We start from the raw sequence: 26902 nt of genomic DNA, 5'->3' as shown, positions 1-26902 counted from the left end.
TATGAGATCGTTAAATGCCTTAATTGTTATAGTGACTGTCTTGGCTTTCATTCCATTAGCTTCTGCTAAAAACTATCCATGCTCAGGGGCAAAAGGTGGCGTGGCACACTGTACTACCGACGGAAAATTTGTTTGCAAAGACGGTAGCATTAGTAAATCAAAACGTATCTGTACTAAAGATTAGTCATGGCAGTATCAAAACTTTCCAATGGTAAATGGCAAGCTCAAGTTTTCCCTAACGGTCGAGAAGGAAAGCGGATTCGACGGCAATTTGCTACAAAAGGAGAAGCACTCGCGTTCGAGCGCTTTATAAAAGAACAATCTCAGGATAAACCTTGGCTTGGCGAGAAGACGGATAAGCGACGCTTAATTGATTTGGTGTACACGTGGTATAACGCCCACGGGGTTACTTTGTCAGACGGTGAAAAACGCAAGTCCACTATGGAGTTTGCCTGTTCTGCGATGGGTAATCCCTTAGCCACCGAGTTTTCAGCCAAAATATTTTCGGCTTATAGAGAACAACGATTATCCGGAAAAATAACACGTTCAAATAGAGTTAAAACAGTCACCCCCAGAACAGTAAACCTCGAATTAGCTTATTTCCGTGCGGTGTTTAATGAGCTTCGTCGATTAGACGAATGGACCTCCCCTAATCCATTGGACAACGTCAGAGAATTTAAGATTGCAGAATCTGAAATGTCATACCTCACAATGGATGACATTAAAGCTTTGCTGATTGAATGTGAAAATAGCAGATCACTAGACTTAATTTCCGTTGTTAAAATTTGTTTAGCTACTGGCGCACGCTGGGGAGAAGCTGAAAGCCTCAAGGGAAATCAAATCCGTGGTGGTAAGATTATTTTTATCAAAACTAAAGGCAAGAAAAACCGAGCGGTTCCGGTTAGTGATGAAGTACTTGGCGAACTACCAACAATAAGAAGAGCTAAACCACTGTTCTCATCTTGTTACGCAGCTTTCAGAACCGCACTAAAAAGAGCTGGAATAGAAACACCCGCAGGCCAACTAACTCACGTATTACGCCACACATTTGCATCACATTTTATGATGAACGGCGGAAATATTTTGGTTCTCCAGCGTATACTAGGCCACACTGACATAAAAGTAACCATGCGATATTCTCATTTCGCACCAGACCATTTAACAGAAGCTATTAAATTCAATCCGTTAAATAAATTAACCTAAAAGAATAGATAGGCTGCTACATAATATGAAAAGTGAAATTAAAAACACTACAAAAACTCAAATTTTCGACATAAGAATCTTAGATAAAGTAGGGCCATGGTTAAAAAGCATGGGGATAAAATATAATGCTACAAGGTTTGGAGCTTCAACAAAAGTTTTCAAAAAATGGTCGGCCGATCTTAAAACACCGTCGTTTCGCGAACTATGGGGTATAGCAGAACTCATGGAGTTATGCGAGTTTTATAATTCATTCCACTCTGGTGAGGAAGATATAAAGGATTTAATCCATCTCATTCAAAGAGGTAGTACTACACTAGAAAAATCACAAAGTTGCTCCGCAAGAGACTATTCCTTTGAATTAAAAGTTGCCTCACGATTTAAGAGAGCAGGATTTAATATAATCAATGACAAGTCGCATGATGTTATTGTCGAAAAAGATGGCAAAAAACTATTTCTTGAATGCAAAAGGCCTCGAAAAGAATCGACAATAGTTAATAATATAAGCTATGCATACGATGAGCAGTTCAAAGATCTAGCAAATAGACAAGAACAGGCCATTTTATGTATTGATCTCAGTAATATCCTCTATGATAGATTTGTTAAATCCTTTAAAGAAAAAGGCGAGGAAAACATCACCACTAATAAAGAAGCACTTGAAGCGTTTCGAGATAACTACGACAGGTATAACAAAAATTTCTTGGAAGAAAATGCTTCAAAAATTGTACATGGCGTGAGAATGGTCATTCTTTCATATTCTTTCCCAGTATTTATGGAAAAACCAACTGGAAGTGGCATCATAACTTTCCAAAAATTTAATCATTTCACTCGTATAACTAATTTTTCTGATGAGCTTGATAGTACAGTATCGCAAGCCTTAAACCTAAGTACTGGCGTGCAATTTGGTGATGGGGCAGTTAACTAAAAATGTGGCAGCAAATTGGCAGCAGACCTATTCGCTATACTGGTATATTCTTCATTATTCGATTTATTAATCCACTGATATTAAAGTAACTTATTGTTTTTTATTACTTTGATTTCGGACTCATAATCGCTTGGTCGCTGGTTCAAGTCCAGCAGGGGCCACCAAATTTTAGCTTTAGATTCAGTCAGTTAGGCCACTTCTTCCGAAGTGGCTTTTTTGTTTCTGAAGAAAAGTGTCGCAAAAGTGTCCCTTCAGCTATTTCCTTCACGCCATTCTTGCAAAATTTCCTGAGTACTTTTCACTCTGACATCATTGCCAGGAATAATAAGGTTTGCCCATACATCGTTATAATGCTGAATCAACTGCTCTGCTTTTAGCGGACCGCGATTGGCGGTGGTGTGAGCATCAGCGGCAACAGTCACTTTATATCCGTTGCTAGCCGCAACTTTTATTGTCGTATCCACGCAGTAGTCGGTCGCACAGCCGCAAATCGTAATGTGCGTTGCTTTGATTTTGGCGAGTTCATCAGCCAGTGAGGTTTGGTAGAAAGCATCGCAGGCTGTCTTTTCGACATAAAGGCTATTTTCGGGCTGGTTTAATTCAGGCAATAGCATCCATTCAGGGCTGTTTTCCGGCATATCATTTTCTTGATGACGAATGAAAATAACCCGACCTGCCGCTTGCGATAGTTGGTTGATCTTCTCCACTCGGCCTGCGCGATCAAAACGTGGATTTACAAAAACACCATTTTGCATATCAATAACTAATAAAACTCGCAGCATAAAGATTCCTAAGTTAGCAAAGGCAAGTGGAACAGGAAGTTTGCCGCATAGAGCAGCTGAAAACATTGATGATAAATGGGCATATTGCTATTAAGTTCGATGCTTTGATAAACAGTAAACCCAGAAAATATCCCCCTTCATTATCCAAACTAAGTCACGCTTCTCAGCTTTCCGTCAGCACAATGTTGCGGTAAATCACAGTTCATTAACATATTGCTTTCAAAGCCCCACAGAGAGACTAGATTTAAAAAACTCATCCGACCAGAAACTGCTGCTTCAGCCTGTGCTAACAAGGAAAGCCCGAATGAATCACTACTCTCATCTGCTCGCACCATTAGATCTCGGGTTTACTACCTTAAAAAATCGCGTCCTGATGGGATCGATGCACACAGGACTAGAGGAACATCCTGATGGCAGCCGGCGTTTGGCTGAGTTTTACGCTGAGCGAGCTCGGGCCGGTGTTGGGTTGATTGTGACGGGAGGCATTGCGCCAAATCAGCATGGCGTGGTGCACGCTGGTGCTTCCGTATTGGATCACGAAAATCAGATCCCGCATCATAAAATTATCACCAGCGCTGTACATCAGGCCGGCGGGAAAATAGCGCTGCAAATTCTTCATACAGGCCGCTACAGCTATCAACCGCAGCCCCACGCGCCCTCAGCCATACAGGCACCAATCAATCCTTACCCGCCGATAGAAATGAGCGAAGACATGATTCAGCAAACGCTGTCTGACTTCGCCCAGTGCGCGCGTTTGGCGCAGCACGCGGGATATGACGGCGTTGAAATCATGGGCTCTGAAGGCTATTTGATTAACCAGTTTCTTGCCGCCAGAACTAACCAACGCGACGACGATTGGGGTGGCGATTTCATGCGCCGTATGCGTTTTGCCGTGGAATGTGTTCGCCGCGTGCGTGCCGCCGTTGGGCAAGAGTTCATCATCATTTATCGCCTATCGATGCTGGATCTGGTTGAGGAAGGCTCTGATTGGAAAGAGATTGAACAGTTGGCGATCCAAGTGGAGCATGCAGGTGCGACGCTGATCAACACCGGTATTGGCTGGCATGAAGCGCGTATTCCTACCATCGCAACCATGGTGCCACGTGCGGGATTTAGCTGGGTCACACGTCGCTTGATGGGGAAGGTTTCCATCCCTCTTATCACCACCAATAGAATTAACCACCCCGACGTAGCTGAAGCCGTGCTGGCGGACGGATGCGCCGATATGGTGTCTATGGCGCGTCCGTTTTTAGCCGATCCGGAATTTGTGCAAAAAACGGCCAGCGGCCGTGTCGATGAAATCAATGTTTGCATCGGCTGTAATCAGGCCTGTCTTGATCAAATTTTCGAGCACAAACTCACATCATGTCTGGTCAACCCGCGTGCCTGCCATGAAACCGAGCTCGTGCTTACCGCCGCAGAAAAACCTAAGCGCCTTGCCGTGGTGGGAGCGGGTCCTGCCGGTTTAGCATTCGCGACCACGGCGGCACAGCGAGGTCATCACGTCACGCTGTTTGAGGCGGACAATCAGATCGGTGGCCAGTTTAATATCGCCAAGCAGATCCCCGGCAAAGAAGAGTTTCATGAAACGCTACGCTATTTTAAGCGCTTGTTAATTATTCATAATATCCAACAGCGACTAGGTCAACGCGTTGAGGCTCAAGACCTCACTGAGTTCGATGAAATTATTTTGGCTACGGGCATTATTCCGCGCTATTTAGATTTACCCGGCAGCGACATGCCCCACGTACTGAGCTATGCGCAGGTTTTGCGTGACAAACTTCCGGTGGGTAAACGCGTGGCCATTATTGGCGCTGGCGGTATTGGTTTTGATACCGCCGAATACCTCAGTCAATACGGCCAATCCACCAGCTTAAACAGCGTCGCCTTTGCCGAAGAATGGGGCATCGATCTACAGTTAAAACAGCGCGGAGGGTTAGCCGCAGGCGGAATGAATTCCCCGCATAGCCCACGCAAAATCTATTTACTGCAGCGTAAAACCAGCAAAGTGGGCGAAGGACTCGGAAAAACAACCGGATGGATACATCGTGCCAGTTTGCAAAAACGCGGCGTGACGATGATAAACGGAGCCCATTATCATCATATTGATGAACAAGGCCTGCATCTGATGCGCGATGGACACATTGAATGTCTGCCGGTAGACAACATCGTTATTTGTGCTGGGCAAGAATCGCAACAGGCGTTACTGGCACCGTTGCAGAAGATGGGTAAAACCGTACATTTGATTGGCGGTGCTGATGTCGCTCGCGAGCTCGATGCTCGGCGTGCGATAGACCAAGGAACCCGACTCGCGCTAGCAATCTAAACGCATCTATTCGTCATCCTCACTAACGCCTCACTTCCGCGAGGATGACGAATGCCAAGCAACTTGGAATTTGCAGATTATTTCACTTTAGTGATCTGTTTGACGTCCAACTCAACCGAGTTCCAGTCTTTATCGATTTTCCCCTGCAGTTCCACGGTATCTTTCGGGGTGATGGTCTGCCCATTCCAACGCTTATGGTCGATATCTACGTTCATGGTGCCGGTTGCATCACGGAAAGTGTAGTGCTCACCACCGATGCGCTGCTCAATGTTTCCACGCAGAGTAACCCAAGTATCATCGCTCATGGTTTTGGCTTTATCGACCGTCATGGCACCCGCATTCGGGCCACTGAATCCACCGGCAGCTTGCGTCTGCGTTGTTTGAGCTGCGGGAGCATTAGGGTCAGAAAATCCACCGTTTTGCGCCAGAACGGGAGCACTGCAAACGGCAAGAATGGCGAATAGAGCGGCTACTTTTTTCATTATTTTTCTCTCTCTTATATGGGATTAATGTCAGCATCAACAGTTAGCTGTTTTTGCTCTTCGGAATGCATTACACCAAAGAGTTCTTAACAAGATCTTAAGCCCATAGTTTAACCAACTTTATTTTTTAAAACTGCCTACGGCGCTGGATCCACACGGTATTACGCTGTACAAAGCCCTTGCCAAATAGTTAGATAAAACCATACAGCACAGCATAAAGGACGCAGTTATGCGGGTATTACTCATTGAAGATGACAAACTGATCGGCGACGGCATTAAAGCCGGTTTGATTAAAATGGGGTTCAGCGTTGACTGGTTCACCGAAGGGAAGCAAGGGCTCAGCGCGTTGGACTCAGCCCCCTACGACGCCGTGGTGCTCGACCTTAGCCTGCCCGGCATGGACGGGCTCGATATTTTGCGCTCGTGGCGTCAAAACGGCCACGATGAACCAGTACTAATTCTCACCGCCCGCGATGCGCTAGAACAGCGCGTGGCCGGTTTACAGCAAGGCGCCGACGACTATCTGTGTAAGCCGTTTGCGCTTATTGAAGTCACCGCGCGTTTGCAGGCACTCATTCGCCGCCGTCATGGGCAGGTGCAAACAACGTTAACTCACAGCTCAGTTTCACTCGATCCCATCAATCTTACCGTGACCTATAACGGTGAACCGATTTACCTGAAACCGAAAGAGTTTGCGCTGCTAGAGCTGTTATTGCGCAATGAAGGCCGTGTTTTGCCTCGCCCGCTGATCGAAGAGAAAATCTATAACTGGGACGACGATGTATCCAGCAATGCCATCGAGGTGCATATCCATCATTTGCGGAAAAAATTCGGCAGTAGCTTTATCCGCACCGTCCACGGAATCGGCTATACGCTAGGGGAAGCATCATGAAATCGCTAACGCTTAGCCTTAGGCTGCGGCTTATTTTAGGTTTCATCGTGCTTATCGTCATCACGTGGGTTTGCGCCAGCGCATTAGCGTGGAATCAAACCCGCGACACGGTCAATGAGCTGTTTGATACCCAGCAAATGCTGTTCGCTAAGCGTCTAACCGCGCTTAATATTGGCGATCTAGCGGTTAAAAGCCCTCAACTGCCGCGTAGCAAAAAAATGGTTCGCCACAGCCACGGCGACTTAGATGACGACGCGCTGGCCTTCGCTATTTTTACCGTAGAGGGGAAAATGGTGTTGAACGATGGCGATAACGGCCCCGATTTACAGTATCACTATCGACGCGACGGCTTTACCGAAGGAAAATTACAAGGTGATAAAGATCTCTGGCGCTTAGTATGGCTAACCACGCCTGATGGGAAGTATCGCGTGGTGGTTGGTCAAGAATGGGATTATCGTCAAGAGATGGCCATCGACATTGTGAAGGCTCAGCTTTTGCCGTGGTTAATCGCATTACCGATCATGGTGTTACTGCTGATTTGGCTGGTCAGCCGCGAATTAGCTCCGATGAAAAGATTAGCCAAACGGCTTTATCAACGCCGCCCGGATGATGAAACACCGCTCCCGCTGGACGCGATTCCTAGTGAAGTAAAACCGCTGGTTGAGGCGCTTAATAGCCTCTTCACCCGTACCGGAGATATGCTGGTGCGCGAACGCCGCTTTACCTCCGATGCTGCGCATGAGCTGCGCAGCCCGCTCGCAGCGCTCAAGGTACAAACCGAAGTCGCACAGCTCGCGCAAGACGATGCCGAAATGCGCGAACACGCATTAACCAACCTCACGGAAGGCATAGAGCGCGCAACTCGCCTTGTGGATCAGTTGCTGACGCTTTCGCGGCTGGATTCGCTGTCAGGCTTAGACGACGTGCAAGACATTGCTCTGCAAGACGTCCTACAAACTGGCGTAATGGACCATTACCACAAAGCGAGAAGCAATGGCGTAGAACTGATGTTGGACATTCACCAAACGCCACCACTTCGACGAGCACAGCCACTACTATTAGCATTGCTGGTACGCAATCTGTTGGATAACGCCATTCGGTACAGCCCACGCGGCAGCACCGTCAAAATTACCTTAGATGCCCACAGTTTTAGCGTGGAAGACAATGGTCCCGGCGTTAGCCCTGAATATTTAAAACGCATTGGCGAGCGCTTCTTCCGCCCCCCTGGGCAAGAAAAAACCGGCAGCGGTTTAGGCCTTTCTATCGTGCAACGCATCGCCACACTGCATGGCATGACCACGCATTTTAGTGATGGGGAAAATGGGGGATTTAGGGTAGAAGTCAGATGGTAACGAGATGGATGTAAGACCCTCACCCAGCCTCCCCCTTCATAAGGGGGAGGAGCATTCGACATTCCACGTTATCGCCACACTGCATCTACCAAAGCAAAGGTTGATGTCAATTTATCTGGCAACACCGTTGGGGCAGTTCTCCTAGGTGGCATTAAGCGATGCTTAAACCCACCCTTTCGCCCTAAACGATTTCAGCACGCTGACAAATACCTGCATTTCCTGCGGAGTACCTAAAGTTAAACGATTCCAGCCCACCGCTGGAGGAAACTCACGGCCAACGTAGATATTTTGCTGCTTCATGCGTTCTTGATAGGTTTTCACATCGCCGTTCACTTTATGGAAGATAAAGTTTGCCTGCGACGGTACGTATTCCAAATTCAGCTCATCGAGCATTGATGTCACGATCTGGCGCGACAGATCGATTGATTTACGGCTCATGGCCACAAAGGTTTTGTCTTTTAATGAAGCCAACGCAGCTACCGCTCCGGCGGTATTGGTGTTATCCAATGAGACAAAGTTTTCCACCTGAGCAATGACTTCAGATGCTGCGATGCCATAGCCAATACGTAGCCCAGCCAAAGCGAAGATTTTTGAAAAGGTACGGGTCACGATCAGGTTTTTTTGCCCGCTTTGTACCAGACCGATAGCGCTTTTAAATGCCGGATCGTTAACAAACTCGGCATAGGCCTCATCAACAATAAAGAATGTGTCTGCCGGAGCACTTTTTATCCAGCTATCCATGGTGGCGGCTGGCGTAATCGTGGCGGTTGGGTTATTTGGGTTGCACAGATAGACAATCGATTTACCCGCGAAGCCCGCAGCCTTTGCCTGCATAGCCGCCAGATCAAACTCAAGTTTGGCGTTCAGCGGTACTTTGACAATTTCAGCACCCAGCGGTTTAGCGTAAAGCTCCGCATAGTTAAAAGTAGGATCGGGCACGATCACCTGCACTTTTTTCTGCTGCTGTTGTGCTTGTACAATAATCGCCTGAACCGCGGCTTGGATCGTCTCCGATGAGCCATTGCCCAAAGTAATATTTTCACTCTTCAAGCCGAAATGTGCCGCTATCTGTTCAATCAGCTCGGCGCGTGCCGCATCAGGGTAACGAAACGCGGTCGGCAAACAATCGACAACCGCTTGTTTGGCCTGCGCAGACATGCCCAATGAATTTTCATTGAAATTTAATAGCAGCGGATTTTTTTCAGTCGGAAAAGAAATTACGGCAGCTTTAGCCGGCGTCGTCGCCTGCGCGCGATTAATCAAACCGCTTAGCGTTAATCCACCGAGAATTGCACCTGAAGATTTGAGAAGAGTACGACGATCCATGGCAAAGTCCCTGTCAGCAACATTATTTATTTTAAGAAGCGTTATTTTGACCAGCCGCGAAACGGCTGTAGGACTGAGCATAACCGAGAAAAAGTGCACAACACAATATGTTATGCACTTTTTATGATTATAAATTCAAATATGGCGAATTTAACTAACGACGCGGTGGGAGTTTAGTCGCTTTTAAAACCACAAATTTTTTGTTGGTTTCAATGGTGGTGCAGTTGCCAAACAAACGTTTCAGTTTGTGGAAGTAATCCAGATGACGGTTGCCTACGATATACAGCGTACCGTGAATTTTCAGGCAACGTTTTGCCCCGACGAACATATCCCACGCCACCTGATCGGTAATGGAATGCTGCTGATGGAACGGAGGATTACATAGCACTGCGTTTAGGCTGCCGCCGTCTACGCCAGAGAAACCATTGCCGACGCGGAACGCACAGCGATCCATATCCTGCGGACGGTTAACTTCGACGTTCATCTGTGCTGAGGCAACGGCCATGTATGACTCATCACAAAACAGCATATCTGCATTTGGATTCAGCTCGAGCGCCTTCAGGCCAATAACACCGTTACCGCAGCCTAAATCAGCAATCGAACCTTCGATATCTTTCGGCAGATGCTCAAGGAAGAAACGAGCGCCGATATCTAAGTTGCTACGTGAGAAGACCGATGCATGGTTATGCATCTGGTAAGGTTCGTCAGTACCACAGAGATCCAGAGGCCAAACGGTTGTTGGCTGTGCGGGTGCAGGGTTGCGCTCGGCCACTTTACAGTGGATCAGACGAGCTTTTTTCCATGCCAGCGAAGTATGGGTATCACCCAGAATAGTTTCGAACAGCTGTAGCGTTGAGGTGTGAATATCACGCGCTTTTGCCGCCGCGATAATTACGGTATCTGGCGCAACGACTTCACGCAATGCACGCAGCTGGTGTTCCAACAATGCCAATGCCTTAGGCACTTTGATCAATACTAAAGCAGGCGCTTGCGGCAGGGGTGCAAGGCTATCAAGCAACGTGACCGTGTCGTCGTCCATGCCGTTCAGACCAAGGTTATGGCGCGCTGCCAACTGGCTCACATAAGAGTCACTCACGCTGTATAACTGCTGACCATGCAGTGCACAAGCCAACGCGCCAAAGGCGTCGTTGAACACAATCACCGGACGACCTTCCGCCTGCGACAGATCGAAACTCTGCAACAGATATTCATCGGCGGCTTCCCACGCCTGTAGCGTTGGATCATCAGACTGCTGTGGGTAGCGTTCTAGCTCAAGGCCATTTTCTTCAAAAAAACCGGAGATCGGTTCGAGTTGGCTCATCGCCCCTCCAAAATCTATCCGCTTGATTAAGCGGCAGAATAAAATAAATTATTGTGCAGATGTGACGGTATTAACCGCCCGAGCACCGTGCTCAAGAATTGTTATGTCACGCGCATGACGTACAATAGTCCGCTATTGTACCTGAAGGAATTGAATATGACGTCTTTGACTTATCTGGCCGGCTATCCTGAACATCTGCAAACGCAGGTTCGCCAGCTGCTCGACCAGCAACGTCTGGGGACTGTTTTATTGCAGCGTTACCCGCAGCCACACCAGCTCACCACCGATCGCGCACTCTATCAATACACTACCGATCTCAAAAATCAGTATCTGCGCAATGCGCCGCAAATTAATAAAGTGGGCTACGACAGCAAAATTCAGGTTCTCAAACATGCATTAGGGCTACATACCGCCATTTCGCGCGTGCAGGGTAGCAAGTTAAAGGCAAAAGCTGAAATCCGTGTTGCGACCGTCTTCAAAAATGCGCCTGAGGCTTTCCTACGCATGATTGTCGTTCACGAGCTGGCTCACCTACGTGAGAAAGAACACAACAAAGCGTTTTACAACCTGTGCTGTCATATGGAACCCACTTACCACCAGCTTGAGTTCGATACCCGCATGTATCTCACGCATTTAGAACTGGTTGGCGCGCTGTATTAATTTGCCCAGCGTCGCCGAATTAATCCAAGAAATGCTACTCTGTGAAAAATCTTATTTTCCCAATCGGAGACGCCCATGATTCGCTTTGCCGTTATTGGAACCAACTGGATTACCCAGAGCTTTATCGACGCCGCTCATGCCACGGGGAAAATGCAGCTGACCGCCGTGTATTCACGTCATTTAGCGCAGGCACACGCCTTTGGCGAGCCGAATAAAGCCCAGTATTTTTTCGATTCGCTGGACGATCTCGGCAGTTGCGCTCAGGTTGACGCGGTTTATATTGCCAGCCCAAACTCTTTCCACTATCCACACACGTTGGCGATGCTGCAGCATAAAAAGCATGTCATCTGTGAGAAGCCGTTAGCATCTAACGTGCATGAAGTCGAAAGTATGATTACATGCGCACATGAGAATCAGGTCGTGCTGTTTGAGGCCTTTAAAACCGCATACCTACCAAACTTCTCAGCGATCCAACAGGCGCTGCCGCGCTTGGGTAGACTGCGCAAGGTTTTCCTGAACTACTGCCAATACTCCTCGCGCTACCAGCGTTATTTAGACGGCGAAAACCCAAACACCTTTAATCCCGCGTTTTCAAACGGTTCGATTATGGACATTGGCTACTATTGCTTGGCAAGCGCAGTGTCTCTGTTTGGCGAACCCGACAGCCTTAACGCCAGCGCCACGCTGTTAGATTCCGGTGTAGATGCCCATGGGCACGTTAGCATGAACTACGCAGGGCACAGCGCAGGCGACGGATTCGACGTGGTTCTTTTTCACTCCAAGGTCAGCAATTCAGATATCCCAAGCGAGATTCAGGGGGAAGACGGCACGTTAGTTATCGAAAAAATATCTGAATGCCAGAAAGTAACATTTACACCACGCAGTGGGCAGCCTGAAGTCATCAGCCAAGCTCAGCAAGAAAATACTATGTATTACGAAGCAGAAGTATTTGCCAAACTGGTGCAATATCAAAGTATTGAGCATGCTGGGATCAACGTATCGCGCAGCACGGCGAAGATCCTAACGCAGGTTCGCGCGCTGACAGGGGTTGAATTCCCCGCCGATGCCGCTATTCCACCAGAAACCGTGGTTGTGCCAAATACTCGCGGGTAAAATGAAAAAGGCCTCTGTCATCAGAGGCCTTTTTGACTAACGAACAGGCTTAACCTGCTGAATTTGGGCTTTTGCTGCGCGTTTGCCGCCGAAGCTCAACACCGCCAGCGCCAGCACGATAAGCACAATGCCCGCCCCTTCAATCGCCCCCGGATTTTCACCCAGTAGCCACCAAGAGAACAGAACGCCGCATACGGGTACCGCTAGCGTACTCAGGCCCGCAATGCCCGCCGGTAAGTTCTTCAACACGAATAGCCATAGCGTCCACGCCAGCGCGGTGGCCAAAATCGCGCTGTACGACAATGCGAAATAAACATAGGGATCCCACACAATCGGGCGCTCTGGCACTAGCCACGCAATCACGCTCATAATGATCGCGCCGTACACCATTTGCCATGTGGTCAGCGACAGCAAATCTACCTTAGGATGACGTTGATACAGGCGTTTAGCGACAATGGCGCTAGCCCCCCAACTTATGCCGGAAAGAATGGCCAGCACCGCGCTTTTCAGTGACTCTCCCGTCAGCTTCCACGGTTGCAATACCAAACAGAGCCCCACCGCCGCCGCCACAATCGCCAGATACTGCACGCGACGCATTCTCTCGCCCAAGAATAGCGCGGCCATGATCACCACCCAAAACGGCATGGTGTAAGTCAGTATGGCGACCTTTCCGGCTCCGCCGCTAATCAGCGCCCACTGAGCTAATCCAACCATGCCGCAGGTTTGCAGCACGGCAATCGCCAGCGTGTAGGCAAAAGGCGTTGGCTTCATCCCACGGCCACGCAGTTTTAACACCACCAGCAGTAATAAGGCCCCGAACACGCAGCGCAGCGCGGTAAAATCAAAGGCGCCGATGTAAAGCGTGACCTGCTTCATCGCGATCCAGCTATAACTCCAGATCAGCGTTAATAATACCAGTCCACCAAACGCCAACGGATCGGCTTTTCCTGCTACGGCCATTTCAATATCCTAATCATTATCAATCGTGCTTATTATCACTAATGCCATTATCTCATTACTCTCTCTTATATCCACCTTCTATATTTCACAACGGCATTAGAAAAATGTGTAAAAAGCGTCTAATTTGAAAGCTTCAATTAATTTGAAAATACCCAACGGCGACGGTACTCAGGAGATTCTATGGCGGAGTTTGAGGCAAAACCCTTAGTCATTTTACAAACCGGTGATGCACCGGATGTTATTCGCCATCAGCACGGCGGTTTTACCGATATGTTTTTGCAACAGGGCGATATTGATCCGTCTAGCGTAGCGATTGTGAATCTTCCAACAGGTGAACAACTGCTCAGCCCCGAGCATTATCGCGGTGCAATTATAACTGGCTCAGCGGCAATGGTGACCGAACTATTGCCGTGGAGCGAATACGCTGCGATGTGGCTACGTGACGCCATCGGTATGGGGCTGCCTATTTTTGGAGCCTGTTATGGCCATCAGCTGTTGGCACACGCGCTCGGCGGCGAGGTGGGTTACCATCCTGAAGGGCTGGAAATTGGCACGCTGGAAATTGAGTTGTTACCTGAAGCTCAACAAGATCCGGCACTGCAAAACTATCCGCCGCGCTTCTATGCCAACCTCATACATTCGCAATCAGTGCTTCGTTTACCTGAAGGCGCGGTTGCTTTAGCCCGTTCACAGCAAGATCCACACCAAATCATCCGCTATCGCGATAACGTGATCAGCACGCAGTTCCACCCAGAGTTTAACGGGCCGGTAATGCATAGCTACATGAGTTGGATCGCAGAACTTGAACCGCAGCATCAGGCTAAATACCTCGATATTCAACGCCGCACCAGTAATACTCCCGTCAGCCAATCATTGCTGCGTGAATTTGTTCACGGTTTATAAGCTTAAACGAGTCATGATTTACAGCACGTAAAATCATGGCTCCATTTTTCCCTTTGCTAATCCATCCCAAAGATTGACCTTTGAAATATTTTGCATTATTTTCTTACAAGCAAAGGGGAGTAACTTCATTGCTGGTTAATCGTCATTACGGTGCGTGCTGCGTACCCGGTTGCCAGGCAACGCATTTTAGCTTTACGCTAAAATGTATCTAAGCGCCTTGCTTAGATGTATACCAGAGTCATTGAGCGCGGCTAATTCCGCTGTCGCATGGTGATGCAGGTATCGAGTTGTAAGTGAGACCTTGCCGGAAGGCGAGGTGCGCTTAAAACTCAGACAAGAGTCGTCGCTGTCGTCCTCCGTCATCGTGATTTTTGTATTTAATGAGTGTTACGAAGGATACTCCCATGATCAATTCCATTGGCTCTCCCCTGCTCTGGGGTAGTTTTGCCGTCATCGTCGTCATTATGCTCGCCGTCGATCTGCTGTTGCAGGGGCGTCGCGGTGCAACCACCATGACGCTGCGCCAAGCCGCAATCTGGTCGCTCGTATGGGTCAGCTTATCCCTCTTGTTCAACGCAGGCCTGTGGTGGTATCTCAGCGAAACTATGGGGCGCGTCGTTGCCGACAAACAGGCGCTGGCGTTTCTGACCGGTTATCTCATTGAGAAAGCGCTGGCCGTCGATAACGTGTTCGTTTGGCTGATGCTCTTCAGCTACTTCTCGGTACCGCCGAACCTGCAACGCCGCGTACTGGTTTACGGTGTTTTAGGCGCGATTGTGTTACGTACTATTATGATTTTCGCCGGCAGCTGGTTGGTGACTCAGTTCCAGTGGATCCTATACGTATTCGGTGCTTTCTTGCTGTTTACCGGTGTTAAAATGGCCTTGGCGAAGGATGACGACGGCGATATTGGCGATAAGCCGCTGGTGCGCTGGATCCGCAGCCATTTACGCATGACCGATAAGATCGAAAACGAGCACTTCTTTACTCGCAGAAACGGCGTGTTGTTTGCCACGCCGCTGCTGTTGGTACTGATTTTGGTTGAGCTTAGCGACGTTATCTTCGCCGTAGACAGCATCCCGGCAATCTTCGCGGTCACCACCGATCCGTTCTTGGTATTAACGTCTAACCTGTTTGCGATTTTGGGTCTGCGTGCGATGTACTTCTTGCTGGCGGGCGTGGCGGAACGTTTCTCAATGCTGAAATACGGCCTGTCGGTGATTCTGGTGTTTATCGGCTTCAAGATGCTGATTATGGATCTGTACCATATTCCGATTGCAGTATCGTTAAGCGTAGTGGCAGGAATTTTAGTGCTGACGCTGGTGATTAACGTCTTTGTTAACCGCCGCAACGATCGTTTGAAATCACAAAGTGAATAACCGTTAAACTTGATGCCTCGGACTTTCCTTATGCCGATCGTTTAAGAGATCGAGATACACGGGGCTAGCACACCGCGGGGCGCTCCGGCAGCTAAAGCTGCTACGACCCCATCGGTGTACTTCCCCTAAAATCATGCTTAAGTGACCAGCATTACAGACTTTCCGGGGCATTTTTTTGCTTAAAGCCGTTAACTTCTGCGTCTTGCTGACCAAGCCACCGCAAAGATAATCAGCAAGCCACCTGAAACCATCCTCAGGCTCGGCACTTCATGGAACAGCGCCCATGCAATCAGAATGGCGTACACCGGTTCTAGCGCAATAATCATCGCGGCCATACGCGCTTTCAGCGCCTGTAAGCTGTTGATGAACAAGCTGTATGCTAACCCCGTGCAAATCAGCCCCAAGCAGGCAATCCACATCCAGTCCATTGCGCTAACCAGCGGCAGCTCATGATAGGTAAACGGAAACAACAGCACGATAACGGCAAGGTTTTGCCACCAGCAGACCTGAGTTCCGTTCACGCTGGCCGCCGAATGCCGGTTAGCCAACGCCAGAATCGCATAAATTAGGCCGGATAAAATGCCCCACAGCAGTCCTTCCGTTGCGCTGTTCTCGAAATTAAAGCTCGGCGTAACCAACACCAATCCAACAGTCACCAGCAGAATTAACACGTATTCCGCCGACGACAGCTTCTCTCGATACAGCAGCCCTTCCAGAATCGCCACAAAGGCGGGGAAACAGGCAAAACCTAGCGTACCGACCGCAACCCCACCCACTTTCACCGCGATAAAAAACGTGACCCAGTGTGCGCACAGCAGCGCGCCACAGGCGCACAAACGCCCCACGCCGCGAGCATCAAGCTCACGCCACGGTAGGCGTTTTAGTTTTATCAATAACAACGACATGGCCGCTAATGCAAAAATCGCACGGCCAAAAACCAAGACGGCGGCACTGCTGGCAATAAGTTTGCCAAAAATACCTGAAATACCAAATAGCACGGTAGCACCGTGCATCAGCCATAGCGCACGGCGACGATCCATGCTCACTCCTCAAAAAATCACTGAAGGATCAGCGGTTCATAAACAGTTTAGGGATCTCGCGCAGGAGCCAAGATTTTGCCTCGCCCATGCTGTCACGACGCCACGCCATAATAATATCGGTTTCATGGCTGTACTCGGCGCTCACCACCCGCAGGCGGCCTTCGGCAATATCCTGTTCCACCAACGGATAAGGCATAGTCGCAACGCCCAGCCCATCGATAAGCGCCTGACGTTTATCCGCAATGGTGCTCACGGTCAAACGCTGTTGCTTATCAAGCAGCTGAACAGTCAAAACGGGCCGCTCACGTGCGGTATCAGCCACGGCAATGCCACGATATTTCACCCGAACGGCGTCGGACAAAGGCTCTGGCTCTAAATGAATAGGATGATCAGGGGCGGCAACATAAACGCTCATCACCTTATAGAGCTTACGCACGTTGATTTCAGACGAAGAACGAAAATGCATATCGGGTGCGATCACGATATCCGCACGCCCTTGCTCGAGACGTTCCCATGCCCCCGCTAAAACTTCGGTCATTAAAGACAGTTGGGTATTGGCTTTATTCGAAAGCTTATTCACCAGCGGGAACAGCTGTGTGGCGGGCACCAACGCTTCGCATACCACCGTAATGTGCGTTTCCCAACCGCGCGACAGCGCTTCAGCGTCTGTCGTCAACTTATCGGCCGCTTCGAGAAGAATGCGCCCACGTTCGAGCAACATACGTCCTACATTGGTAAATTTCGTACGATGACCAGAGCGGTCAAACAACACCACATCCAGCTCTTCTTCCAGCTTTTGCATGGTGTAGCTCAAAGCTGAAGGCACTCGGCCTAATTCGTCTGCCGCCGCTGCAAAACTTCCACGACGATCTATGGCATCCATGACCCGCAATGCTTCCAATGTCAGCGCGCGATCTTTACTCATAGCATCCTTCTATCAGGAAATTTGAATATGGCGACCAGATTAACTGGCTAACAATCTCACGTCCAGACGCTTACCATGGTTATATCGATTATTAAGAGCCTTGAGCGCCATGATTACACAACGAAAAGCCCAAAACTGCGGACACGCTGACTATGGTTGGCTCAAGTCACGCTATACATTTTCCTTCGGCCACTATTTTGACCCTAAGCTGATGGGATATGCGTCACTGCGCGTTCTCAATCAGGATGTACTGGCGCCCGGCGCGTCATTACAGCCACGTACCTTCCCGCGCGTCGACGTATTGAACATTATTCTTGATGGTGACGTGGAGTACCGCGACAGCGAAGGCAGCCATACACAAGCCCATACGGGCGATGTGGTGTTACTCGCTACGCAGGGAAACATCAGCTACAGCGAACACAATCTCAATAGTGATAAACCGCTTACGCGTATGCAGCTATGGCTAAATGTTTGCCCAGAAAGGGAAAACGACGAGATCCAACGCCTCTCGCTGGTGGAAGAGCCTTATCGATTGCTAGCTTCGCCCGAAGGTGACAGCGGCAGCCTACAATTGCGCCAGCAGGTGTGGATACATCATTTGGATCTTAAACCGGGCGAGCAACACACATTGCCTTTACACGGATCGCGTGCCTATGTGCAGTCGATTCATGGGAGCTACAAAACGCAGGATAGCGCCGAGTTGCTGGCCTGCGGCGACGGCGCCTTTATTAATGATGAAGAAAGCCTGACCCTCACCGCCATCACACCGCTGCGTGCGCTGGTGATTGATTTGCCGGTTTGATTTTGACTTCCCTCTTTTTTAAAGAGGGAATTCCGTCACCACCGCGTATGTTTCCAGATACTCCCTCCCCAGTGATGCCGCGATGACCACCAATGCTTTTTACCGGAGCGACTAGAACTATTCCAAGATAATTGGGAAAAATTATTTTCTGGCCCCCACCAAATTTTCACTTCATCGTTTGGCAGCAAAAGAACATGCAAATACACCGTTCCCAGTTTACGTTCCGGCAATAATACCGTTTTATGTCGAACTTCTTCTTTAATTCCCTGAACCCGCTGATCTTGATACACACCCAAAACCCAATTAACCTCAACACGCCTTTGCTTATCCCAATAGCAACAAGCGCCCATTGATTGCAAATCCTTACCCGATGAATCAATTACATTCACTTTAACTAATGGTCGATCCACATCAGTGTTGTTTTGTATATCGACTGTGATCTCGGTAAAACCAATCCATAAGATTACCCACAGCACATAAACGACTGGAAGAGGGACAACTAAAATCCACAATATACGCCAAAACCAATGCCCCCAAACTCCATAGCTGCGCGTCAGGATCGCATCAAATTGTTCTAGCAGTCTAAAAAAATGCATATTAATTCTGCTGCTCCATCAATGAGTATCTCATCGTCGCTGATGTATTAAGTACAAATCAATATAATGAGCAGTTAAGGAAAACTTAATAATTCATGTTATTACAGTCTCTGGTTATTCCGATGGTTATCTGAATAATATGCCAACACTTATTGCTAATATCTAATATTGAACAATGGAAACAGTTTATCAAAAGGACACTGATATGAATAAGATAAAAACAAATAAAAACAGACACATCAAGAAAGACTACGAAATTATTATTTTAATTACTTTCTTCATTTTATTTATTTTTTATATATCGTGGGCATCCAGAATTTCAAACAATACCATTCTTATAAAATCAGATTCTGAAGCTAAACTGTCTTTAATTGTCATCGGCATTATGGCTACAGCAGCAACAATCGGCGCCGCAAGGCTGACGTCTGCACCTCGTACCAGAAATGACTGTATTTTTATCTCAAGTATGTTTATCGCTGGTGGGTTGCTCGGGCTAACCTTATCGCTGAATGCGTTTGATGCTTACGTTTATCTATTTCCAGATAAAACAATTTATTATATCAGCGAGTATGATGTTTCTATTCCCGGTCCTTACCGGGGGAGGTATCGTTGCGAGGCTGGTCTGCGGTTGAAAGACATTCATACTTCACGCTGGATTGAACTTTGTACTTCAAAAGAAGAACTGAAAATCGGTAATAAACGACAACAAGGCATGGATGCCGTGTGGGTCATGGCGCGAGTTAATCACGTGGGCAGTTATATTGTTGATTACCAATTTATTTTCAAATAACCACTACAGTTTCCGCACTGCGAGTGCCATTTATGTGGAGATTGATCAAGCATTCTCCTCCCTGACTACACTCCATTAACCATCCTCTTACCGCCTGCAAACAACGCTTGTTGCATTAAGAAAAATGACCTCGCTCTCGGTTTGTATAACGTTTCTACCGAAAATAAAAATCTTTGCGCTATGTCAAACTACTGCGCTTTAACTTAAATCAAATACCATATATAGTGTGTCCCACTTTAGAACATACCCATATGTAGTAGTTATCCACAAAACATCCACAAGACTGCGTCAAGCCTTATGGCACGCGGATTGTGGCTGTGGATAACATGCAAAAGGGGAAAAGGAGCGACGCGGTGAAACCAATAGTGATTAAACGGGACGGTTGTCAGGTACCATTTGACGAACAGCGAATCAAGGAAGCTGTGGTGCGTGCTGCCCGAGCGGCAGGCGTTGATGATACTGATTATTGTGCAACCGTAGCCCGCGTAGTCGCTATGCAGATGGCCGATCTCGAGCGTGTTGATATCCATGTGATTCAAAACGCAGTAGAAAACCAGCTGATGGCAGGCAACTATAAGCAGCTTGCGCGTGCATACATTGAGTATCGTCACGACCGTGACGTATCTCGTGAACAACGTGGCCGTCTTAATCAGGAAATCCGTGGCCTGGTTGAGCAAAGCAATGCCGCTTTGCTGAACGAAAACGCTAACAAAGACAGTAAAGTCATCCCAACCCAGCGCGATCTGTTGGCGGGTATCGTGGCAAAACACTACGCGACACAGCACATTCTGCCCCGTGACGTGGTGCTAGCGCACGAACGTGGTGAAATTCACTACCACGATCTGGATTACTCTCCGTTCTTCCCAATGTTTAACTGCATGCTGATCGACCTTAAAGGCATGCTGACTAACGGCTTCAAGATGGGTAACGCAGAAATAGAGCGTCCTAAATCCATCTCGACCGCAACAGCCGTAACCGCACAAATTATCGCTCAGGTTGCTAGCCATATTTATGGCGGCACCACGATTAACCGTATAGATGAAGTTCTGGCGCCGTTTGTTACCTCAAGCTTCGAAAAACATCGTAAGACCGCTGACGAATGGAACATTCCAGACGCAGAAGGCTACGCAAAAACCCGCACCGAAAAAGAGTGCTACGACGCATTCCAATCTTTGGAATATGAAGTCAACACGCTGCATACCGCTAACGGTCAAACCCCGTTTGTAACCTTTGGTTTTGGCTTAGGAACCAGCTGGGAATCCCGTCTTATCCAGCAATCTATCCTGAAAAACCGCATCGCAGGCTTGGGCAAAAACCGTAAAACCGCCGTATTCCCTAAACTGGTCTTCGCCATTCGCGATGGTTTAAACCACAAATTCGGCGACGCTAACTACGATATCAAACAGTTGGCGCTAGAGTGTGCCAGCAAGCGTATGTACCCAGATATTCTGAACTATGATCAAGTGGTTAAGGTTACCGGCTCGTTCAAAACACCAATGGGCTGCCGCAGCTTCTTGGGTGTGTATGAAGAAAATGGCGAGATGCTCCATGAAGGGCGTAACAACCTCGGCGTCATTAGCCTAAACCTGCCGCGTATCGCTTTAGAAGCCAAAGGTGACGAAGCCGCATTTTGGAAATTGCTGGATGAACGTTTAGAGCTTTCTAAGAAAGCGCTGATGACACGTATTGCTCGTCTGGAAGGCATCAAAGCACGCGTTGCACCAATCCTCTATATGGAAGGTGCCTGTGGTGTTCGCTTGAAAGCCGACGACAATATTGCTGATATTTTCAAAAATGGACGTGCGTCAATTTCACTGGGCTACATCGGTATTCACGAAACGATGAATGCGCTGTTCGGCAACCAAACTCACGTCTTCGACGATGAAACCCTGCGTGCGAAAGCCGTGGCGATTGTTGCACGTTTACAGCAGGCAACCGACAGCTGGAAAGAAGAAACCGGCTACGGCTTCAGCCTCTACAGTACACCAAGTGAAAACCTGTGTGACCGTTTCTGCCGTTTAGATACCGCTGAATTTGGCGTTGTACCGGGCGTAACCGATAAAGGTTATTACACCAACAGCTTCCACTTGGACGTTGAGAAAAAAGTTAACCCATACGACAAGCTGGATTTTGAAGCGCCATACCCGCCATTGGCGAGCGGCGGTTTCATTTGCTACGGCGAATATCCAAACCTACAGCACAACCTGAAAGCGCTGGAAGACGTCTGGGATTATAGCTATAGCCGTGTCCCTTACTACGGCACGAATACGCCAATTGATGAGTGTTACGAGTGCGGCTTCACCGGTGAGTTTGAGTGTACCAGCAAAGGCTTTACCTGCCCGAAATGTGGTAATCACGATTCGGCTAAGGTTTCCGTGATCCGCCGCGTATGTGGCTATCTGGGTAGCCCTGATGCTCGTCCGTTCAACGCCGGTAAGCAAGAAGAAGTGAAACGCCGCGTTAAGCACTTGAACAACGGGCAGATTGGCTAATATCGTTAACTTACTGAACAGGTTGCACTTTAAGCTTGTTCAGTAGGCGTTATTGTCGCAGCCAATTTGGATACGGCCAGCGCGGAAGAACCGGAGCGTACACGTAGTACGTGAGGATTCTGAGCACTGCCGAATCCAAAGTGGCAAGTAAAATAGCCTAATGGGCAAGCTTTCAATGAATTTCCATCAATATTACCCCGTAGACGTCGTCAACGGGCCGGGTACTCGCTGCACGTTATTCGTTGCCGGTTGTGTGCATGAATGCCCAGGTTGCTATAACAAAAGTACTTGGCGACTCAATTCAGGTATGCCGTTTACGCAAGAAATGGAAGATCAGATTATTGCCGATCTGAATGACACACGCATTCCGCGTCAGGGTTTATCCCTTTCCGGTGGCGATCCGCTGCATCCGCAAAATGTGCCGTTTATTCTAAAGCTAGTGCAACGCGTGCGTGCGGAATGTGAAGGCAAAGATATCTGGGTTTGGACAGGCTATAAGCTAGACGAACTCACTGATGCACAGCGTCAAGTGGTGGATTTGATCAACGTACTCATCGACGGAAAATTTGTACAAGACCTCAAGGATCCGATGCTCATCTGGCGCGGCAGTGCGAATCAGGTTATTCACAAGCTGCGCTGATCGCGTCATTTCAGCCGCTCATCAAAAGCATGCGGGACTTCAGCCACCGTGCTTAGATAGCGTTCAAATTTTGGATGCTGCGGATTCAACAGCAGATTATTTTCCTGTGGCACAATCACCGAAGGCACCCGTAGTCCTACGGATACCTTCGATGCTATCCACTGTGAACCCATATCGGCGGTTACCGGCGAGATCTCATCCTGACGCCAGTGAGCAGGCAATACGCTGACATCCAGCGAGCTAATATCGCGGTCATCAATTTCTATCGAAAAAAGCGAGTAAAACTCGGTTAGCCGCGCGCTTTCGAGGTGAACCAAACATTCCAGCATCGCAAGCGAGATAGAACTGGCCAGATACACCATTGGGCTACCCATGCGGTTCCAGCGCCCGCCAAACTGTTTTGCGCCCTGCCCCGTAAATGCGCTGTTGGCAAATTTGGTTTTAACAATGCGATAGCCCATCATGAGAATACACCGTGCTCCAAGCGCCCAATCAGGTTCAATACCGCAATAGCTCCACTCTCCGTGCTGATAAGACTCGCGGGGGCAGTCTGCCCCAAAGCACGCACAGGATGTGTTAGCCAGTGGATTGCCTGCTCTTTATCATCCTCAAAAAGTGCAATCGCCGCGTTCATCACCCGCACCAAACGAGCAATGCTTTCACTCTGCTCGGGCGATAACGTTTTAGGCCCATTCTTTCTACGAGAAACCTGACGACCGCTGATCCCCGCGATCTGGACGATATCGGCCTTATTAATCCCCGTCCATTGGTGAATATTTTCAATCACGTCAGTAGGTAATCCCTGTTTAAGCAACTCAAGCAACTGAATACTACCTTCTGGTGGAAAACTCACTACGCGCCAAAGTGTGCTTTCATCCCGCTGCTGAGTTGGTGTGAACATACGCATACTTGCCTCCTGCCACTTAGCCATACGTCTATGCCTAATATAGACCTATGACCCACAGTCGACAATCCTATCGTGCAAATAACAACCACGCATCGTGTTATATTAAAATGCTCAACGCATGTCTTCATCAGTTTTCAATGCGTTGCCAAAACTGTATTACGCTGTCCAGAATGCGCTGTAGGACACGGCTCAATTACACGCTTTGTGCAATCTGCTTCGCATCCCTCCTTTTTACGGCTGTCATCCTAACGCCTTCAACTATTCATATTTCTGCAACATATAAATAACCATTTTGTCATTTTCAATCGGCACCATGAGCGCAACTTAATTTTGACCACCTCACTAAAGAGGGTTACGCCATGTCGATTATTCGAGTTAAGAACCTCAGTAAAACATTCGCCGGTCAGCAGGCGCTGCACATCGTTGGCATGGAGATTCAACAAGGGCAGATGGTGGCTTTGCTCGGCCCTTCTGGCTCAGGCAAATCTACGCTGCTTCGCCATCTAAGCGGACTTATCACCAGCGACCGTCATGATGATTCCCACATCGAATTATTAGGCCGCACCATTCAAAAGCAGGGGCGTCTCGCGGCAGATATTCGCCGTAGCCGCAGCGATATTGGCTATATCTTTCAGCAGTTCAATTTAGTCAATCGCCTGACGGTTCTCGAAAACGTGCTGATTGGCGCGCTAGGCGCAACGCCATTTTGGCGCACCTGCTGCGGTTGGTTCACTCAAGAACAAAAACAGCAGGCCATGCAGGCTCTCACTCGCGTGAGCATGGCCTCCTTCGCCCACCAGCGGGTATCCACGCTTTCCGGTGGCCAGCAGCAACGCGTCGCTATTGCACGTGCGCTGATGCAAAAAGCCAAAGTGATTCTCGCCGATGAACCCATTGCGTCACTGGATCCTGAATCCGCCCGCATCGTGATGGAAACCCTGCTCGATATTAATCAAAAGGACGGCATCACCGTGGTGGTCACTCTGCATCAGGTGGATTACGCCCTGCGCTATTGCCAGCGCGTCATCGCGCTGCGTCAGGGGCATGTTTTCTACGACGGTGAAAGCGCGCACTTAGCACGCGAGCAAATTGAACATCTCTATCGCGGCGTAAACCGCGTCAATGTTTCTACCCCTGAAACCGAAGCCGTTGCGGCTTAATTCGAACCTTCAACATGCTCATAGGGAGTCATCACATGACTTACAAAACGGTAGCCGCGCTGGCTTTCACCAGCATGTTCAGCGTCTGTACCCTGCTTAGCACAGCACACGCTGAAGAACAGGCTCCGGCGCTCAACTTCGGCATTATTTCGACGGAATCCCAACAAAACCTAAAACCGCAGTGGGACCCATTCCTCAAGGATATGGAGAAAAAACTGGGCATGAAGGTGAATGCCTTCTTCGCCCCAGACTATGCGGGCATCATCCAAGGAATGCGCTTTAACAAAGTCGATATCGCGTGGTACGGCAACCTCTCAGCAATGGAAGCCGTCGATCGTGCCAACGGGCAAGTCTTTGCACAAACCGTGGCCGCAGATGGTTCACCAGGCTACTGGAGCGTACTGATCGTGAATAAAGACAGCCCGATCAATAACGTTCAAGACATGCTGGCCAAGAAGAAAGATCTTACCTTCGGCAACGGCGATCCCAACTCTACCTCCGGTTATTTAGTCCCCGGCTATTACGTTTTCGCCAAGAACAATACCGCCGCCAGCGACTTTAAACGCACCGTTAACGCCAACCACGAAACCAATGCGCTCGCCGTAGCTAACAAGCAGGTGGATGTGGCAACCAACAATACCGAAAACCTCGATCGTCTGAAGATCACGGCACCAGAGAAATTCAAAGATCTGAAAGTGATCTGGAAATCACCGTTGATCCCTGGCGACCCGATCGTGTGGCGTAAAAACCTGTCAGAAGATGCCAAACAAAAGATCTACGGCTTCTTTATGAATTACGGCAAAACGCCGGAAGAGCAGCAGGTTCTCAAAGGCTTGAGCTGGGCACCGTTCCGCCCATCCAGCGATCTCCAACTGGTTCCCATCCGCCAGCTCTCACTGTTTAAACAAACTCAGACGATCAAAGCCAACGAAGGCTTAAGCCCAACCGACAAAGCCACAAAAACCGCGGCGCTACAGGCTCAAATGGACGATCTCGATCGTCTGAGCTCGGCGCTTAACGCCATGAACAGTTTGAAAACAGCCACTCAGTAATTTGGCCGTCGCCTCCTAGCTCTGCATGCAGAAAAGCTGAGCTAGGAGAAAAGTGACACCAAATTGGAGATACAGATGCAAACCACTCAATCCACCGCAGCCCTAGTGCCCGAGCAAAAGCGTAGCTGGTTTAGCCTTTTCACCGGCGCCATTCTACTTGCGGTTCTCGCTTGGTCTTGGCACGGCGCGGAAATGGCCCCGCTCACGCTGTTTCGTGATGCTGGCAATATGGCGACCTTTGCCGCTGATTTCTTCCCGCCCGATTTTAGCCAATGGCAGCAATATCTTGGCGAAATGCTGGTAACCCTCCAGATAGCCGTTTGGGGAACCGCGCTTTCCATCGTGCTTTCCATTCCTCTGGGGCTAATGAGCGCTGAAAACCTTGTGCCTTGGTGGATCTACCAACCGACTCGCCGACTGATGGACGCCTGCCGCGCGATTAACGAAATGGTATTCGCCATGCTGTTTGTGGTGGCTGTCGGTCTTGGCCCCTTTGCTGGCGTGCTGGCGTTATTTATTCACACCACCGGCGTTTTGGCGAAGCTGTTTTCTGAAGCCGTCGAAGCCATCGAGCCGGGCCCAATTGAAGGCGTCAAAGCCACCGGTGCCAACAAACTGGAAGAGATCATCTACGGCGTTCTTCCTCAGGTTATGCCGCTGTGGATCTCTTATTCACTCTATCGTTTTGAATCCAACGTTCGCTCCGCCACCGTGGTGGGCATGGTGGGTGCCGGTGGTATCGGCGTCACCCTGTGGGAAGCCATCCGCGGATTTCAGTTCCAGCAAACCTGCGCACTGATGGTGTTCATCATCGTCACGGTCAGCCTGCTGGATTTTATGTCTCAACGTCTACGCAAGCACTTCATCTGATTAAAGA

Annotated in this window: 27 protein-coding genes; 17 read left to right on the top strand and 10 right to left on the bottom strand. The window is 48.9% G+C overall.

Features of this window, described 5'->3' with window-relative positions; translation table 11 throughout:
* Nucleotide 1 precedes the first annotated feature (1 nt).
* The 3 genes from AB3Y96_RS03075 to AB3Y96_RS03065 are packed head-to-tail and all read left to right on the top strand — an operon-like array spanning nucleotide 2 to nucleotide 2125.
* Entirely contained in the window at nucleotides 2-184 is a 183-nt protein-coding gene (locus AB3Y96_RS03075; RefSeq protein ID WP_367298458.1) for a hypothetical protein, read from the top strand.
* Nucleotides 185-186: 2 nt separating this feature from the next.
* Nucleotides 187-1203, top strand: a complete 1017-nt coding sequence (locus AB3Y96_RS03070; protein ID WP_367298457.1) for a tyrosine-type recombinase/integrase — start codon at nucleotides 187-189, stop codon at nucleotides 1201-1203.
* A gap of 25 nt (nucleotides 1204-1228) precedes the next feature.
* On the top strand, nucleotides 1229-2125 hold the full coding sequence (locus tag AB3Y96_RS03065) for a hypothetical protein (RefSeq protein WP_367298456.1): 897 nt from the start codon (nucleotides 1229-1231) through the stop codon (nucleotides 2123-2125).
* A gap of 251 nt (nucleotides 2126-2376) precedes the next feature.
* Here AB3Y96_RS03065 and AB3Y96_RS03060 read toward each other — a convergent pair whose 3' ends face one another.
* Entirely contained in the window at nucleotides 2377-2907 is a 531-nt protein-coding gene (locus tag AB3Y96_RS03060) for an isochorismatase family protein (RefSeq protein WP_367300269.1), read from the bottom strand.
* A gap of 304 nt (nucleotides 2908-3211) precedes the next feature.
* Between AB3Y96_RS03060 and AB3Y96_RS03055 the strand changes: the two genes are divergently transcribed.
* The gene (locus AB3Y96_RS03055) at nucleotides 3212-5233 is read left to right on the top strand and encodes an FAD-dependent oxidoreductase (protein ID WP_367298455.1); all 2022 of its coding nucleotides are present in this window, start codon (nucleotides 3212-3214) and stop codon (nucleotides 5231-5233) included.
* A gap of 77 nt (nucleotides 5234-5310) precedes the next feature.
* On the opposite strand, the gene AB3Y96_RS03050 is transcribed toward AB3Y96_RS03055, so the two are convergent.
* A complete protein-coding gene (locus AB3Y96_RS03050; protein WP_072310264.1) occupies nucleotides 5311-5715 on the bottom strand; it encodes a YgiW/YdeI family stress tolerance OB fold protein in 405 nt (134 codons plus the stop codon).
* Between the two features lie 229 nt (nucleotides 5716-5944).
* Between AB3Y96_RS03050 and qseB the strand changes: the two genes are divergently transcribed.
* Both qseB and qseC read left to right on the top strand, forming a co-directional pair.
* Nucleotides 5945-6607, top strand: coding sequence for a quorum sensing response regulator transcription factor QseB (qseB, locus tag AB3Y96_RS03045; RefSeq protein WP_367298454.1), 663 nt, complete (start codon nucleotides 5945-5947; stop codon nucleotides 6605-6607).
* Entirely contained in the window at nucleotides 6604-7959 is a 1356-nt protein-coding gene (qseC, locus tag AB3Y96_RS03040) for a quorum sensing histidine kinase QseC (protein WP_072310266.1), read from the top strand. Before qseB ends, qseC begins: the two co-directional genes overlap by 4 nt.
* A gap of 162 nt (nucleotides 7960-8121) precedes the next feature.
* Here qseC and AB3Y96_RS03035 read toward each other — a convergent pair whose 3' ends face one another.
* Entirely contained in the window at nucleotides 8122-9285 is a 1164-nt protein-coding gene (locus tag AB3Y96_RS03035; RefSeq protein ID WP_367298453.1) for a histidinol-phosphate transaminase, read from the bottom strand.
* Nucleotides 9286-9439: 154 nt separating this feature from the next.
* Nucleotides 9440-10606, bottom strand: a complete 1167-nt coding sequence (gene rlmG / locus AB3Y96_RS03030; RefSeq protein WP_367298452.1) for a 23S rRNA (guanine(1835)-N(2))-methyltransferase RlmG — start codon at nucleotides 10604-10606, stop codon at nucleotides 9440-9442.
* A gap of 156 nt (nucleotides 10607-10762) precedes the next feature.
* Here rlmG and AB3Y96_RS03025 point away from each other — a divergent pair, with 156 nt between their 5' ends.
* Together AB3Y96_RS03025 and AB3Y96_RS03020 are read left to right on the top strand one after the other, a co-directional pair.
* Nucleotides 10763-11266, top strand: coding sequence for a M48 family metallopeptidase (locus AB3Y96_RS03025; RefSeq protein ID WP_040046261.1), 504 nt, complete (start codon nucleotides 10763-10765; stop codon nucleotides 11264-11266).
* Between the two features lie 75 nt (nucleotides 11267-11341).
* The gene (locus AB3Y96_RS03020) at nucleotides 11342-12379 is read left to right on the top strand and encodes a Gfo/Idh/MocA family protein (RefSeq protein WP_367298451.1); all 1038 of its coding nucleotides are present in this window, start codon (nucleotides 11342-11344) and stop codon (nucleotides 12377-12379) included.
* A 36-nt stretch (nucleotides 12380-12415) separates the two neighbouring features.
* Here AB3Y96_RS03020 and AB3Y96_RS03015 read toward each other — a convergent pair whose 3' ends face one another.
* Nucleotides 12416-13339: a DMT family transporter gene (locus AB3Y96_RS03015; RefSeq protein WP_072310270.1), complete on the bottom strand. Its 924-nt coding sequence runs from the start codon at nucleotides 13337-13339 to the stop codon at nucleotides 12416-12418.
* 180 nt (nucleotides 13340-13519) lie between these two features.
* Here AB3Y96_RS03015 and AB3Y96_RS03010 point away from each other — a divergent pair, with 180 nt between their 5' ends.
* A complete protein-coding gene (locus tag AB3Y96_RS03010) occupies nucleotides 13520-14242 on the top strand; it encodes a glutamine amidotransferase (RefSeq protein ID WP_367298450.1) in 723 nt (240 codons plus the stop codon).
* Nucleotides 14243-14649: 407 nt separating this feature from the next.
* Nucleotides 14650-15621, top strand: a complete 972-nt coding sequence (locus AB3Y96_RS03005) for a TerC family protein (protein WP_025798939.1) — start codon at nucleotides 14650-14652, stop codon at nucleotides 15619-15621.
* Between the two features lie 188 nt (nucleotides 15622-15809).
* Here AB3Y96_RS03005 and AB3Y96_RS03000 read toward each other — a convergent pair whose 3' ends face one another.
* Both AB3Y96_RS03000 and AB3Y96_RS02995 read right to left on the bottom strand, forming a co-directional pair.
* Nucleotides 15810-16661: a DMT family transporter gene (locus AB3Y96_RS03000; protein ID WP_046459365.1), complete on the bottom strand. Its 852-nt coding sequence runs from the start codon at nucleotides 16659-16661 to the stop codon at nucleotides 15810-15812.
* 28 nt (nucleotides 16662-16689) lie between these two features.
* Entirely contained in the window at nucleotides 16690-17586 is an 897-nt protein-coding gene (locus AB3Y96_RS02995; RefSeq protein WP_072310273.1) for a LysR family transcriptional regulator, read from the bottom strand.
* 109 nt (nucleotides 17587-17695) lie between these two features.
* Between AB3Y96_RS02995 and AB3Y96_RS02990 the strand changes: the two genes are divergently transcribed.
* The gene (locus AB3Y96_RS02990) at nucleotides 17696-18388 is read left to right on the top strand and encodes a pirin family protein (protein ID WP_367298449.1); all 693 of its coding nucleotides are present in this window, start codon (nucleotides 17696-17698) and stop codon (nucleotides 18386-18388) included.
* Between the two features lie 35 nt (nucleotides 18389-18423).
* Here AB3Y96_RS02990 and AB3Y96_RS02985 read toward each other — a convergent pair whose 3' ends face one another.
* Nucleotides 18424-18984 (bottom strand): hypothetical protein, encoded by a 561-nt coding sequence (locus AB3Y96_RS02985; protein WP_367298448.1) that lies wholly within the window; start codon nucleotides 18982-18984, stop codon nucleotides 18424-18426.
* Nucleotides 18985-19189: 205 nt separating this feature from the next.
* Here AB3Y96_RS02985 and AB3Y96_RS02980 point away from each other — a divergent pair, with 205 nt between their 5' ends.
* The 3 genes from AB3Y96_RS02980 (at nucleotide 19190) to nrdG (ending at nucleotide 22906) form a co-directional block, all read left to right on the top strand.
* On the top strand, nucleotides 19190-19774 hold the full coding sequence (locus AB3Y96_RS02980) for a hypothetical protein (RefSeq protein ID WP_367298447.1): 585 nt from the start codon (nucleotides 19190-19192) through the stop codon (nucleotides 19772-19774).
* A 353-nt stretch (nucleotides 19775-20127) separates the two neighbouring features.
* On the top strand, nucleotides 20128-22266 hold the full coding sequence (gene nrdD, locus AB3Y96_RS02975) for an anaerobic ribonucleoside-triphosphate reductase (protein ID WP_367298446.1): 2139 nt from the start codon (nucleotides 20128-20130) through the stop codon (nucleotides 22264-22266).
* Between the two features lie 175 nt (nucleotides 22267-22441).
* Complete coding sequence (nrdG, locus tag AB3Y96_RS02970; protein WP_072307898.1) at nucleotides 22442-22906, top strand: anaerobic ribonucleoside-triphosphate reductase-activating protein; 465 nt, start codon at nucleotides 22442-22444, stop codon at nucleotides 22904-22906.
* Nucleotides 22907-22911: 5 nt separating this feature from the next.
* Here nrdG and AB3Y96_RS02965 read toward each other — a convergent pair whose 3' ends face one another.
* Together AB3Y96_RS02965 and AB3Y96_RS02960 are read right to left on the bottom strand one after the other, a co-directional pair.
* Complete coding sequence (locus AB3Y96_RS02965; RefSeq protein WP_367298445.1) at nucleotides 22912-23370, bottom strand: RES family NAD+ phosphorylase; 459 nt, start codon at nucleotides 23368-23370, stop codon at nucleotides 22912-22914.
* Complete coding sequence (locus tag AB3Y96_RS02960; protein WP_040046271.1) at nucleotides 23367-23813, bottom strand: antitoxin Xre/MbcA/ParS toxin-binding domain-containing protein; 447 nt, start codon at nucleotides 23811-23813, stop codon at nucleotides 23367-23369. Before AB3Y96_RS02960 ends, AB3Y96_RS02965 begins: the two co-directional genes overlap by 4 nt.
* A 359-nt stretch (nucleotides 23814-24172) precedes the next feature.
* Between AB3Y96_RS02960 and phnC the strand changes: the two genes are divergently transcribed.
* From phnC to phnE, 3 genes are all read left to right on the top strand, one after another.
* On the top strand, nucleotides 24173-24973 hold the full coding sequence (gene phnC, locus AB3Y96_RS02955) for a phosphonate ABC transporter ATP-binding protein (protein ID WP_367298444.1): 801 nt from the start codon (nucleotides 24173-24175) through the stop codon (nucleotides 24971-24973).
* 35 nt (nucleotides 24974-25008) lie between these two features.
* Entirely contained in the window at nucleotides 25009-26025 is a 1017-nt protein-coding gene (phnD, locus tag AB3Y96_RS02950) for a phosphonate ABC transporter substrate-binding protein (RefSeq protein WP_367298443.1), read from the top strand.
* Nucleotides 26026-26100: 75 nt separating this feature from the next.
* Nucleotides 26101-26895, top strand: coding sequence for a phosphonate ABC transporter, permease protein PhnE (gene phnE / locus AB3Y96_RS02945; RefSeq protein ID WP_025798923.1), 795 nt, complete (start codon nucleotides 26101-26103; stop codon nucleotides 26893-26895).
* Nucleotides 26896-26902 lie beyond the last annotated feature (7 nt).

Source organism: Hafnia alvei (genome assembly GCF_964063325.1).
In the GTDB taxonomy this organism is placed as follows: Bacteria; Pseudomonadota; Gammaproteobacteria; order Enterobacterales; family Enterobacteriaceae; genus Hafnia; species Hafnia alvei_B.
Note: the sequence above shows the minus strand (reverse complement) of the source record. Positions and strands in the feature narration are given on the sequence as shown.